At 36.6% G+C, this 14,118-nt stretch carries 11 protein-coding genes; 4 read left to right on the forward strand and 7 right to left on the reverse strand.

Annotated elements, in window-relative coordinates; translation table 11 throughout:
* Positions 1–355: 355 nt before the first annotated feature.
* Complete coding sequence (gene recQ / locus D1B17_RS06685; protein WP_120142430.1) at positions 356–2,170, reverse strand: DNA helicase RecQ; 1,815 nt, start codon at positions 2,168–2,170, stop codon at positions 356–358.
* A gap of 192 nt (positions 2,171–2,362) precedes the next feature.
* On the reverse strand, positions 2,363–2,848 hold the full coding sequence (locus D1B17_RS06690) for a methylated-DNA--[protein]-cysteine S-methyltransferase (protein WP_120142429.1): 486 nt from the start codon (positions 2,846–2,848) through the stop codon (positions 2,363–2,365).
* An 80-nt stretch (positions 2,849–2,928) separates the two neighbouring features.
* Between D1B17_RS06690 and D1B17_RS06695 the strand changes: the two genes are divergently transcribed.
* The 4 genes from D1B17_RS06695 (at position 2,929) to D1B17_RS06710 (ending at position 5,697) form a co-directional block, all read left to right on the forward strand.
* Positions 2,929–3,483: a bifunctional transcriptional activator/DNA repair enzyme AdaA gene (locus D1B17_RS06695; protein ID WP_120142428.1), complete on the forward strand. Its 555-nt coding sequence runs from the start codon at positions 2,929–2,931 to the stop codon at positions 3,481–3,483.
* A 236-nt stretch (positions 3,484–3,719) separates the two neighbouring features.
* Complete coding sequence (locus D1B17_RS06700; protein ID WP_120142427.1) at positions 3,720–4,199, forward strand: PTS sugar transporter subunit IIA; 480 nt, start codon at positions 3,720–3,722, stop codon at positions 4,197–4,199.
* An 86-nt stretch (positions 4,200–4,285) separates the two neighbouring features.
* On the forward strand, positions 4,286–5,116 hold the full coding sequence (locus tag D1B17_RS06705; protein WP_237389314.1) for a phage integrase N-terminal SAM-like domain-containing protein: 831 nt from the start codon (positions 4,286–4,288) through the stop codon (positions 5,114–5,116).
* Between the two features lie 11 nt (positions 5,117–5,127).
* Complete coding sequence (locus D1B17_RS06710) at positions 5,128–5,697, forward strand: LOG family protein (protein ID WP_120142425.1); 570 nt, start codon at positions 5,128–5,130, stop codon at positions 5,695–5,697.
* A 564-nt stretch (positions 5,698–6,261) separates the two neighbouring features.
* Here D1B17_RS06710 and rbsU read toward each other — a convergent pair.
* The 5 genes from rbsU to parE all read right to left on the reverse strand — a co-directional run bounded on the left by rbsU (position 6,262) and on the right by parE (position 13,958).
* The gene (gene rbsU, locus D1B17_RS06715) at positions 6,262–7,152 is read right to left on the reverse strand and encodes a ribose/proton symporter RbsU (RefSeq protein WP_120142424.1); all 891 of its coding nucleotides are present in this window, start codon (positions 7,150–7,152) and stop codon (positions 6,262–6,264) included.
* 329 nt (positions 7,153–7,481) lie between these two features.
* Positions 7,482–8,417, reverse strand: coding sequence for a manganese-dependent inorganic pyrophosphatase (locus tag D1B17_RS06720; RefSeq protein ID WP_120142423.1), 936 nt, complete (start codon positions 8,415–8,417; stop codon positions 7,482–7,484).
* 31 nt (positions 8,418–8,448) lie between these two features.
* Complete coding sequence (locus D1B17_RS06725; protein ID WP_420868411.1) at positions 8,449–9,405, reverse strand: LysR family transcriptional regulator; 957 nt, start codon at positions 9,403–9,405, stop codon at positions 8,449–8,451.
* Positions 9,406–9,502: 97 nt separating this feature from the next.
* Entirely contained in the window at positions 9,503–11,944 is a 2,442-nt protein-coding gene (gene parC / locus D1B17_RS06730; protein ID WP_120142421.1) for a DNA topoisomerase IV subunit A, read from the reverse strand.
* A 10-nt stretch (positions 11,945–11,954) separates the two neighbouring features.
* Positions 11,955–13,958 (reverse strand): DNA topoisomerase IV subunit B, encoded by a 2,004-nt coding sequence (gene parE, locus D1B17_RS06735; RefSeq protein WP_120142420.1) that lies wholly within the window; start codon positions 13,956–13,958, stop codon positions 11,955–11,957.
* Positions 13,959–14,118 lie beyond the last annotated feature (160 nt).

The raw sequence follows: 14,118 nt of genomic DNA on the forward strand, positions 1-14,118 counted from the left end.
GATTGATTTTACTCTTTTCCGGTCGGTTGTTTATGGTTTGCTGTTATTTTTTTGAAGTATGTTTTCGTAAAACATTTTATTTAATTTATGCTTTCAGACAAAATAATTCAATAATTATAAACTATCACGTTGATTTATTGACTATTTTCATTCATTTTCTCCATGAACCCATCATCTATTTGTCGCAGAATGCGCCTCTCAGCACTCTCCTAACCTGCTTTTTATCAAAAATTTCCGGGGTTTGATCCCCCTTTGTCAAATATCTATTAGCCGAATCCCACCATATCAACGTTTGTCTTGCCTACTCTATTTAACTCTCTTTTTCGCAAATAACAATAAAAAAATAGTCAATTATTTAACTGACTATTTCATCACTACTCTTCTGACTTGCTTGGTAATCCTTAATCGCTGCAAGGAAACTCTCACCATACTGCTCGAGCTTCATCTTACCTACTCCACTAACGGCCAAGAATTCTTGACTATCAGTCGGAATACGCACACACATATCTTTCAAAGTCTTGTCTGAAAAGATCATAAATGGTGGTAGAGCTTGCTTACGAGCAAATTCAAGCCGCAAACTGCGTAATTTCTCAAACAAATTAACATCAAAGCTACCATCGGCAACCATTGACTTACTAGGTGCAACACGATTAAGATCACGTCTCTTAGCGACATTCATTTTGCCTTTCAAAACGTCAGCACCCTTCTTCGACAAAATCAAAGTTGGATATTCACCGCCACTACTACCAAGAAATCCATTGGCGGATAAAAATTCGATCAAACGGCTAGTTTCCTTCAAAGTTTTATCCTTGAAAATACCAAAAGTTGTTAATTTCTCAAAATGCCGCCAATCGTTAGCAACGTCTTCTTTACCAACTAAAACACGAGTTGTGATCTTCTTACCATAGCGTTGTCCCATACGTACGACACAACTTAAAACCTTTTGAGCATCTGACGTCACATCGACTACTTCTCGATCATCCAAGCAATTGGAACACCGACCACAAACGTCAGTATCCTTCTCCCCAAAATAATCTAGGATAAACTTCATCAAACAAGTTTCAGTTTCGGCATAGCGACTCATTTCAAACAGTTTATTCTTTAAACTAAGTTTATACTGGTCATCCCCCAGCGACTTATCGATGAAGAACTGATGTAGTCTTAAGTCGGCCGGCGTATAAAGCAAGATAGCCTCCGCTGGCAATCCATCACGTCCTGCACGCCCTACTTCTTGATAATAACTTTCTATTGTCCCAGGAATCGTAAAATGTAGCACATAGCGAACATTAGTCTTATTAATCCCCATACCGAAAGCATTAGTCGCAACAATCACGTTAATTCGGTCAAACAAGAAGTCTTCTTGCTGCTGATGACGCTCTTTATCACTTAAACCGGCATGATAACGTCCTACTTTGACGTCGTTTTCCTTGAGAAAATCATAAATATTATCAACATCTTCTCTACGACCTGCATAAATAATCCCTGATTCGTCAAGATGAGCTTTGACATAGTTCAATATGTATTGCGGCTTATCGACCCCACGCTCAATTTTAAGTGCCAGATTATCGCGATCAAAACCAGTTTTGACAATATTTTCGTCAGGAATATCTAAAATGTGAGCCAAGTCATCCTGCACTTGCTCAGTAGCGGTTGCTGTTAAAGCTAGCCAAGCGATATCACCGGGTAATTGCTGTAAAGGTTCAACCATTTTGAGATAACTATTACGAAAGTCATGGCCCCAAGAAGACAAAACATGTGCTTCGTCAATTGCAATCAGTGATATATCTAAAGCAGACAACCAACTATAAAATTCGTCGTCAACAATCTTCTCTGGCGCAACAAACAACAGTTTAACAGCTCCACTCTCGATATAACGCATACGTTCTTCTCGATCATGCCACTCGACCGTACTATTCAAAAATGTTGCTGGAATCCCAACTTCATTTAAACTATCGACTTGATCCTTCATCAATGATATCAATGGTGAAACGACCAACGTTAGACCTGGAAGCACTGTCGCTGGTAATTGATAACAAATTGACTTACCACCACCAGTTGGCATAATTCCCATGGCTTTTTTGCCATCTAAAACCTTCTCGATCAATTCTTTTTGACCAGGTCTAAAAGTATCATAACCAAATTCTTCTTTTAAGATGGTCTCTAATTTCAAGGTGAAAACTCCTTATTTGTCTAAAATATATAGATAAAGCATATCACAAATTAGCTAACAATTACTTCCTAGTTAGTCATCCCTTTAAAAGGGAGTCAATTTAAATTACGTCATAAATCAAAAAAAGAGACTGAGTCGTAACTGTTTTTGTCTTAAAAATACAACAAAAAACTAGTCATCCCACAATCTCCATTATTTACGTTCTAAATCCAATAACGATTTCTTCATAGCTACCCCACCACGGTACCCTCCTAGTTGCCCGGCTTTAGTCAAAACTCGATGGCAGGGGATAACCATTAACAGCGGATTCTTACCAATGGCACTCCCCACGGCCCTGCTTGCTTTCGGACGGCCTATTGCTTGAGCTATCTCGGTGTAATTAGTGACTGCTCCATAAGGTATTTTTTCCAGAGCCTGCCAAACATCTTTTTGAAATGATGTTCCAGAAATATCAGTATTTACATTAAAAGCCTGTCTCTTACCGGTTAGGTACTCTTCTAATTGCTTAGCATAGACTGCTACTTGCTGATGATCATGAAACAACTGACAATCATAAAATTGCTTGATCTCGTCTATTGATCCATCCCTTGACCCTACAAAAGCTAAACCTTTTTTCGTCGCACCAATAACATAAGAATGTTGATCAATTTCTAAAATATCATAATAAATTTTTTGCATAGTTTTTCACCAACTTTTCTGTAGCCTTATTATATGCTAAACTTCACTTAAAAATCTTGCATTCTAATTCGAGGTCGTCTATGAAATATCCTTTAACTAAAAACCGGTGGACCGCTATTATCAACAATGATGCAACTAAAGACGGAACTTTTTACTATGGCGTTAAAACTACCAAAATTTTTTGTAAACCTTCGTGCCACTCTAAGGTGCCTAATAAAAACAATGTACTTATCTTTAAAACTATCGATGAGGCTCTAAACCTTGGCTTCCGTCCTTGTAAGAGATGTCAGCCCACAGGTAAGAATTTACCAAATAGTCTTTGGATAAAACAAATTCAAACCTATTTAGCTTTAAATTACCAACAACCTTTGACTTTAATCAAAATTGCTGAAGACTGTCACGGTAGTGTCTCTAATCTTCAACGAACATTTAAAAAGGTCACTGGTCAAAGTCCGACTGAGTATTTAACGACGCTTCGCTTACAACACAGCCAAAAGCTCTTGCAAGAGACCAATTATTCAATTAAGACCATTGCCATCCGTAGTGGTTTTAATAGCGATACTTACTATAACACGCTCTTTAAAAAGCACTTCAATCAAACCCCGCAAGATTATCGTATAGGCATACAATCCTAAGCAATAGAACTCTTCTCCATGATTACAAGTTCTTGCAAATTATAATAATTTATCTATAATTGTATTAACGCGTAAAATGTAAGCGCATTAGCAATGTTTTTTTTGCTTTTGGTTCATACTGACTGGCTTGAAAAGTACCGGATTATTTAATCACCTCTACTTTAACTTTTCTAGTGTCACAGCAATCATTTGTCATTGAAGTATGTTGCTAAGAATTGTAAGGAGGAAGATTAAGTATGGGATTGTTCTCTCGAAAGAAAGTTGACGAATTTGTAGCTCCAGCTAACGGAGATTTGATACATTTAGATAAAGTTAGTGATCCAGTGTTCTCACAAAAGCTTATGGGTGATGGTTACGCCGTTCAACCTAGTGCAAATGAAGTTGTAGCCCCTATCGGTGGTGTCATTGGAACGATTTTTCCAACTAAGCACGCCTTAATGATTACAAGTAAACATGGCTTAGAAATTATGCTTCATTTAGGCATTGATACAGTTGAATTAAAGGGAGCACCTTTTGAAGTCTTTGTTAAGGAAGGCCAAACTGTCAAAGCTGGACAAAAGTTAGCCACGATGGATCTAGAAGAAATCAAAGCTGCTAGTAAAGACGATGCTATCATGTCAATTATTACTAATGGCGACTCCGTCAAAGAAATGGGCTCATTTGATGAGAAGTCAGTTACAGCCGGTGATGATGTTTTATCAATCGATGTTAAATAATTAACTATCAGAGTTAGGACAAGGTTCCTAGCTCTTTTTTTACCCATTTATAGACAAACGGTATAATAAATAATAAAGGAGGCCTAATGATGGTTAAAATTCCGTATCTAACTGGATTTGAAGCTTATTTAAAGACCAGACACATTTCCCCAAAAGCCCACACTGAGTATATGAACTCACTAACTGACTTTTTTAATTTCACCATTCAACATAACAATGATTATAAAATTTCCGAAGATATTAAAGACGTTCACGAAATGGACGTGCGGCTTTTTAAAAACTTCATGCTTGATAATCTCCAATTATCGGCTAGTACCATTAATAAAGTCATTAGTAATCTAAACGTCTATTTTAAATACCTCTTTGGTGTCAAAAAAACGCCTGAGATACCTACTTTAAATGTTAATAGTGTTACGGTACCCAAGCAGTCCGATTTTCCCGTAGAAGTCTTCTTAAAGCTTCCGCAATACTTAGAACAAGATTTGAGTATTTATACACGTTTACTTATTTTGATCATTGCAAAAGGCTTTAATTACAAAGATGCTCTAAGCCCTGACTTTTATAAAAAATTCAACCAAATGGACTTTGATAGCGATGAAAAACAATTTCTAAATTTATACAAAACCTACATTGAACCATATCGCTCATATTGGAATAATGATAATCTATTCCTAAGTCGTAATCGTGGAGCCAATTCACCATTGCTGACGGTTCCCGCTATTCATCGAGATCTCAAAAAAGATAGTGAAGTTACCAAGTTAGACCTTTCTCCCAAAAAGCTCTACACTACCTTCATCCTTTTAGCGCTCAGTACACGTGACTTAAGTGCTGACCAACAACGAGCACTGGATGCTTTAGATACACCGTCATTAATGTATTACCGCCGACTCAAGCGTGAGACAAATTTTGATATATAGAAAGTGAGACTATGAAGAATATTGCTGTTTACTGTGGTGCTTCCACAGGTAATGATGAAATTTATGCATTAGGTGCTAAAAAACTAGGTCAATGGATCGTTAATAACGACTACGGTTTAACATATGGTGGCGGACGTTACGGTTTAATGGGCGTTGTAGCTGATAGCGTCTTGGAAAATCAAGGCTTTGTTCACGGCATTATTACTAAAGAACTAGCCGAACGCGAACTGTCACACACTACCCTTTCCAAGTTGGATATCGTTAGTGATATGTCAGAAAGAAAACAAGCCATGCTCAATGATTCTGTTGCTAACATTGCCTTACCAGGTGGACCAGGTACTTTAGAGGAAATCTCAGAAGCTTTCTCGTGGACAATTGTCGGCGATAGCAAGAACCCATGTATTTTCTACAATATTGATCACTATTATGACGAATTGGCAAGTTTCTTTGACTCAATGACAGCCAAAGGATTCATGGAACCAACAACCCGTAAAACCTTGCTATTTAGCGATTCTTTATCAGAAATTGGTGAATTTATTAAAACTTATACACCACCTGCTTTAAGAAATTACGCAAAATAATAAGAGCATATTATTTAACTAGTAAGACTAAAAGAGTTATATTCTACTCGTCAGATAGATAAAACACATCTGACGAATATACTCCTTAGATATATACACAAAATGTGATTTTCTCTCATTAATACTACTTATAATAATATCCTCCCAATTTTGTATAGTTAATAAAATAAACCAATTATAAACTCTCTGATATATATAACTAAAAAACCACGTTGGAATAATTTTCCGACGTGGTTTTCTTTTATTATTTGAAGATTGAAAGCTTCAAAATGTACTTTAAAACTTGGTACTCTAATCTTTATTGACGAAGTAGTCAATCATATAATGTGATACTCCGATTTATTCAAAACAACGAATAAACTAGCCGGAAAGAGCCAGAAAATTAGGTTGCTGTGAAGGTGGCGTTAGCACTTTAGTGCTTACACCACGGGACGACTCTTGAAATTCGAGCGGTTTTCTCGAAGTTCAAAATCGAGACGAAAGACCTTGGCTTTCGTCGGTCCCCACAGCAATCTAATTTTCTAGCTCCTGGAGGCGGAATATTTAAATTCCCACCTTTAGTTATTAAAGTAACGTCGTAACACTACCGGCAATAACTACTAAAACTAATCCTACTAAGATGTAACCCATTTCTTTGCGAGTCTTTTTCTCATGTAAAATGTAGATTCCACCAAGTGTAGCAAGAACAACATTCATTTGTGAAAGGATGAATCCTGTTGCTAAACCATTTACTGATGGTCTAGCTGAAATTAAATATGTTAAAGCGGCAAAAGCAAAGAACAAACCACTAATAATATTAGTATAAGAACTCTTTGTCTTAAATGGTTTACTTGCTCGATTATTTTTGGTTGCCACTGCAAAGACTGATGCTACCACGGCCATACCGATTGCTTGAGGTAAGAAAGCGGCAAAAGCATCGACTTTAACACCTTGAGGAAAAGCTGAGTAACCAAGATAACCAATTTCAGCACAGGCAACTAATAAAACACCTTTAACGGCATTCATTCCACCGTCTTCCTTAGGCAACTTCTTCTCACTAAAAGTTGTTAACCATACACCGAAAATAATTAAAACAATCGCTGAAAAACCAATTAATTTAGCCTTACCACTAGCCCATTCACCTAGAACTAAGACACTCCAAAGTGATGCACCAACTAATTGAAATCCGGTTGAGACAGGCATTGTTCGTGATACACCCATTTCAGCAAAAGCATAGAAAACTAAAATTTGGCCCATTGACCAAAAAGCACCTGACAAGAAACTAAATAATAATGCCTTACCAGATAACATTGGTGTCTGACGAACTACTGCAACGATAATGGCAAATATCAAAGTACCATACGTCGTTCCCAAAATTTGATTAACTGGTTTTCCACCAAATTTACCAGTTAAGATCGGGAATAATCCCCATCCAATCATTGGCATAAGACCAATTAATAGATTTAATGCATTCATTAACTAAAACTCCCTTTTAAAACTCTCATTTTAAATCAATTTAACTCACCCAAAGTAAAATTAATTTTGGACAATGCAAATATTATATCAGAAAAACGAATACGTTTTCAAGATTTGCATAATATTTATTAATCATCTTTCAGCGATTATTTTTGCATTTTATTAACCAACCTCAAAATTCTTAATTGCATAGAACTATCATATCCCAGTATGACCAATAGAAATAGTGATTTTTGACGATATTTAGGTAAAAAAATAAACCTCCAGTTTTAAAAAAATGGAGGTTTGTTTTCAGAACATATATGAAAGTGATTTCATAATTGTTTTAATTAAAATTGTTCGTTTAGTGGAGGAACAACTTGCTTCTTACGTGATACGACACCAGGTAAAGCAGCCTTATTGTCTTCAACTTTAGTATTAAGTGCCTTTTCAAACTTAGCGATTGGAGCAGCATCACCGATAATAACACCAGTTGTATCACTTGTTAGGATATTTGTAATCAAGAGAACAAACAAGTTGTAACCTTTATCGGCATTTTCAGCCTTGATATCTTTGATAAAGTCGCTTTCACGTTTCAAGGTATCGTCAACATCAACGGTGTTAACTTGGGCTACACGTACACTTGTACCATTCATGTCAAAGCTCTTAGCATCCATATCGATTAATTCTTGAGTTGACTTGCTGTCTAAGTTAGTACCAGCTTTCAACATTTCAAGACCATATGATTCGTAATCGATACCAGCAGTTTCTGCCAAGCTCTTCAAAGCAGCACGATCTTCATCAGTTGTTGTAGGTGATTTCAATAGCAATGTATCAGAAATAATTGATGAAGCCATGATAGCAGCAATTTGGCCAGGAATTTCAACATCTTCTTCAAGATACATCTTCCAGATGATTGTACTTACACAGCCAAGTGGTTCTGCACGGTAATACAATGGCAAGCTTGTTTCAAAGTTAGCAATTCTGTGATGATCAACGACGTGTGTTACTTCAACATCATCAATGTCACTAACACTTTGTTGTCTTTCGTTGTGGTCAACTAGCATAACTTTCTTAACTTCACCGTTAATAGCGGAAATAATACGTGGATATTTAACGTTGAAATGGTCATAAACAAATTTTGTTTCTAGGTTTGGTTCACCCAAAGCAACAGCTTCTGTGTTGTAACCTAGTTGATTTTGTAAATATGAATAAGCGATGGCTGCTGAAACAGCATCTGTATCAGGATTTTTGTGTCCGAAAACTAATTCTTTTTCCTTTGGCATGTGTACAATACCCCTTTGATAATTTTTAAATTTATCTTGAAGACTTAAGACGGTCAATATATCCCGCCTTATCTAAGAAATTATCCCATTCATTTAAGAATTCTTGAATACGTGGAATCTTTTCCTTATCCTCTCGATATACAAATGATAAATCACTTGATATGGCTGGTTCAAGTGGTGTTTGATAAAGTTTAAACATTGATTGATGTGCAATGCAAAAACTTAGCGGTAAAACCGTATAAACGTCGTCTGATTCCTGTGCAAATTTTAAGAGTTGGTATGGTGAAGAAAATCTTGCCACAACGTCAGGTGAATCAATTAAAGCATCCCTGAAACGTTCTCTAATCAGTTCTGAGAAATAGTAAGTCTTTAAGTAAGTTGCCCAGGGCTTACTAATAGCATCCTTATAACCAACTGACTTCTTCTTACTAATTTTCTCATTATTATGAATCAACATAATATTATCGCTGATAATCTTTTTAGATTTGTATATTTTCCAACTCTTAATATTTTTATCAGGCAAGTACATAATAGCTAAATCAATTTGATTATTTTGAATATTATCCCAGAGTTCCTTACGAGTTAAGAGATTTAGATCGATTACCACGTTAGGATTAATCCGATTATATTCAACAATAAAATCTTCGAGCACAATTGATTCCGCCGTTGACAACAAACCAATACTAATTGTACCGCTCTTTTCTGACGATTCTTGTTGAATCCGATCAGTCACATTGTTAATTAAGTCAAACATCTGGTGTGTGGCCTTAAGCAATGATGTTCCAGCGTCAGTTAAATAGATTTTTTTGCTGACACTATAAAACAGTGGTGCTCCGACAACACGTTCAATTTTCTTAATTTGTTGCGTTAATGCAGGTTGCGTAATTCCTAATAATTGAGCCGTCTTTGTATAGCTCATATTTTTAGTTAACTCATCAAAATAATTTAAAGCTTTGGAGCTAAAGACCCTTCGTGATTTTTCGTCCAACAATAAAAGAATCCTCCTAAATATTTATGAAAGTAAAAAATAATGTATTCAATAAGTTAATAATACTATATAAAGATAAACAATGGTGTTTATATCATTATTTTTCTGGAATTTCTTTCACAAATCTGACTGGATTACCATCAGTCTCTGGATCCATCACGAATGAACCATTTGAATAACGATCTGTACTTTGATGACTTGCTCGATCAATCTCAATTTCTTTATTTGTATCCGTAACAATTGTAATATCCATATTATTTGCAATATTTGTAACTAAAGCGATGCGGTGTGGTTGACGTTTTAACTCACGCAAAGTCAAAACCCCACGACGGGCTCGGCTAGTTACAGGTATTTCTGATAGTTTCATTTGCTTGTAAGAACCACGTTGAGTCAAGACGACTATCTTGTCATTTTCATCAGTCGCAATAAAGTAGCCTGCTAATTCATCATCATCTTTAAGACTGACAAACTTAACACCCATGGCCTTACCACTAACAACTGGTACTTCAGTAATTGGAAAAGCTGAAGCATAAGAATGTTTGGTAAAGACGTAAACCAAGCTCTTGGCATCAGCCGGAACATAATAAACGTCCATTACACGTGCGGTGGCAGTTTTGAGCTTACAATACTTCGAAGCACGAGATTTATAAGTTCTTCCCGGTAAGAGGTCACTAAATGCCACTTGTTTAATATAGTTCTCAGTAGTTGCGGCTAAGAAATTACCGGTCTCTTTTAAGTCTTTGAAAACAAAAGCCTTCAAAATGGATTCGTCAGCATCCAAACCAATCTCTTGTGACAGATGCGAACCCATGTCTTTCCAGCGACTATCGTCAATTTCAAAAATTTGACGATAAATTAGATTTCCTTTATCGGTGAAGATAAAGGCATGATCTAAAGTATTAACATTTTGGTCAATGATTGGATAATCTTCATTCTTAAGACCATTGTCATCCCCAGTAGAGGCTTGATAAGAACGCAAACTACTACGTTTAACATAACCATCATGGCTGACAAGCAAACGAACTTCTTCACTGGCAACCATTACACTCGTATCGACTTCAATTTCTTCAACCTTAGCTTCAATCTTGGTACGACGATTATCAGCATAGTTTTTACGAACCTCGAGTAATTCCTTCTTGATAACATTCATCAAGGTTGGGTGATCATCAATAATCTTATTCAAGCTTGTAATTTGAGTCTTTAAAGCTTTATCTTCTTTTTCTAATTCCGTTACATCGGTATTAGTCAAACGATAAAGTTGCAAGGAAACAATAGCCTCAGCTTGTTCTTCAGTAAATTTATATTCTTTAACCAAATTATTTTTGGCATCAGATTTATTTTTACTACCACGGATTGTTGCAATAACCTTATCTAAGATTGACAAAGCTTTGATTAAACCTTCAACGATATGAAGACGTTTCTTTGCCTTAGCCAGATCAAATTGACTACGACGTAGGACGACGTCTTGTTGATGTTTAATATATTCCTGCAGTATTTGAACCAAACCGACCTGTTGAGGACGCATGTCAGCAATGGCGACCATGTTAAAGTTGTATGAAATTTGTAAATCGGTGTTTTTAAACATATAGTTTAAAATTCCGTTAGCGTCAACATCACGTTTCAACTCAATCACAATCGACAAGCCTTGACGGTCACTTTCATCACGAACTTCAGCAATACCATCAACTTTCTTCAAGACCCGAATTTCATCCATCTTCTTAACTAACTGAGCCTTATTAACTTCATAAGGGATTTCAGTAATTACGATTTGGGATTTATGACCACGGATCTCTTGAATCGAAGTCTTTGATCTCAAGTAGACTTTACCGCGCCCAGTTCGATACGCATCTCTAATACCGTCTTTACCCTGCAAAATTCCACCAGTTGGGAAATCAGGACCTTTAACAATTTTCATCAAATCATCTAAGGTGATATCAGGATTATCAATCATCTTGATTGTGGCATCGATCACTTCACCTAAATTATGTGGTGGAATCTCTGTCGCATAACCAGCTGAAATACCAGTGGCACCATTAACTAATAAATTAGGGAATCGAGCTGGTAAAACTTTTGGTTCTTTTTCAGTATCATCAAAGTTCCATTCTTCATCAACTGTGTCCTTATTGATGTCTCGAAGCATTTCACTAGAAATTTTACTTAAACGAGCTTCTGTATAACGCATCGCAGCTGGTGGATCACCATCCATCGAACCGTTGTTACCGTGCATCTCAATTAGCGGATTACGTAGCTTCCAATCTTGAGATAGACGAACCATCGCTTCGTAAATAGATGAATCACCATGGGGATGAAAATTACCCATAACGTTACCAACACCCTTAGCAGACTTACGAAATCCTTTGTCATAAGTGTTGCCATCCAAATACATTGAATACAAGATTCTTCGTTGAACTGGTTTCAAGCCATCACGAATATCTGGCAAAGCTCTTTCTTGAATAATTGATTTTGAATATCTCGCAAATCGATCTCCCATGATTTTTTCGAGCGAGATATCTTGAATTTTAGGAGAATTTTCAGTCACTATTTATCACCTATTCCTTATTCAATAAATCGTCAACGATTTTACTATCGATGGGATCAGTTTCGTCATCAACCTTTTCCAAAATATTGTCGCCTTCTTCAGTACCGTTGAAGCGAACATTACTTTCGATCCAGTCACGACGAGGTTTTACTTTATCGCCCATCAGAGTAGTTACTCGGCGTTCAGCCAATGCTGCGTCGTCGATATTTACTCTGATCAAAATACGATTTTCAGGATCCATAGTTGTCTTCCATAATTGGTCGGCATTCATTTCACCAAGACCCTTGAATCGTTGCAAGTCATAGCCTTTACCCATCTTTTTAATACTTTCTTTTAATTCATCCGGTGTCCAAGCATATTCAATCTTTGTCTTAGCACCTTTACCCTTTTGGAGTTTATAAAGTGGTGATAAGGCAATATAGACATGGCCTGATTCAACAAGTGGACGCATGTAACGATAGAAGAATGTTAACAAGAGAATCTGAATATGAGAACCGTCATCATCAGCATCGGTCATAATAATAACCTTGTCATAATTACGATCTTCAAGTTTGAAGTCAGCCCCAACACCAGCACCGATCGTATAAATCATAGTGTTGATTTCTTCATTTTTGTAAATATCTTCTAACTTAGCTTTTTGTGTATTTAAGACTTTACCACGCAAAGGTAAGATAGCTTGGAACTTACGGTCACGTCCTTGTTTAGCAGAACCACCGGCAGAATCACCCTCGACTAAGAATAATTCATTCTTCTTAGAATTCTTTGATTGTGCTGGGGTCAACTTACCAGACAAAAGTCCATCGGTCTTTTTGTTCTTTTTACCACTACGAGTACTCTCACGAGCCTTTCTAGCAGCATCACGAGCTTCACGAGCCTTCAATGCCTTTTTAACTAGCATTTGAGCTTGTTCACCATTTTCTAGCAAGTAAAAACTCATTTTCTCATAAACTAATTGATCGACAGCTGAACGAGCTTGCGGTGTACCTAGTTTACCCTTTGTTTGACCTTCGAATTGAAGAATCTCTTCAGGAATCCGAACCGAAATAATTGCTGACAGACCTTCACGAACATCACTACCCTCTAAGTTTTTGCTATTTTCTTTTAGCAAACCAACCTTACGGGCATAATCATTGAACGCTTTAGTCAAACCAGACTTCATTCCGGCTTCATGTGTCCCGCCATCAGCAGTCCGAACATTATTAACGAAGGAGATCACATTCTCAGAGTAACCATCGTTATATTGACCAGAAAATTCAATCTCAATGCCTGAATTTTCACCTTCAACATAAAAAATGCCACCCAATGTATCTTTATCTTCGTTTAAATATTTAACGAATGATTGGATTCCATCTTCATAATGAAAAATGTCTTGTTTTTCTTCTTCGCCACGTTTATCAGTGATCGTAAATTTAACACCCTTCAACAGAAAGGCTGATTCACGTAATCGTTCAGCTAAGGTATCGTAATTGAATTTGGTTGTTTGGAAAATAGTTGCATCAGGTTTGAAACTAATTGTTGTTCCACTACCCTCTTTAGTCGTTCCCGTTTTCTTCAAAGTTCCAACGGGATGACCACCATTCTCAAAACGTTCTTCATAAACTTTGCCATCACGAACAACACGAACTGTCATCCATTCTGACAGAGCATTCACAACTGATGAACCGACACCGTGAAGACCACCAGACGTTTTGTAATTACTTTCTGAGAACTTACCACCAGCATGAAGCACTGTCAGAATAACTTCAATTGTTGGCTTACCAGAAGCATGCATCCCTGTTGGCATCCCACGACCATGGTCAACTACAGTAATACTGCTATCTTTGTTGATTGTGACATTGATTTCTTTACCAAATCCTGATAAAGCTTCATCGACGGCGTTATCAACGATTTCATAGACGAGGTGATGTAATCCACGGGAATCTGTGGAACCAATGTACATACCAGGTCTTTTTCGTACAGCTTCTAATCCTTCAAGGATTTGAATTGACGAATCATCATAAGATGATTTTGGCATTTATATCATTCCTTTTCATTTACTACAAATCTGATATTCTAGTATTATAACACTATTTACGCTACACGAATATACGTTCGCATTCAAGAGAAATCTTTTATTTTTAGGTAAAATAGTAGATAATGTCTAGGTTGGTATTTATAATTCTCGTAAAAACACC

Origin of the sequence: Companilactobacillus zhachilii (genome assembly GCF_003606365.2) — a bacterium.
GTDB classification, from domain to species: Bacteria; Bacillota; Bacilli; order Lactobacillales; family Lactobacillaceae; genus Companilactobacillus; species Companilactobacillus zhachilii.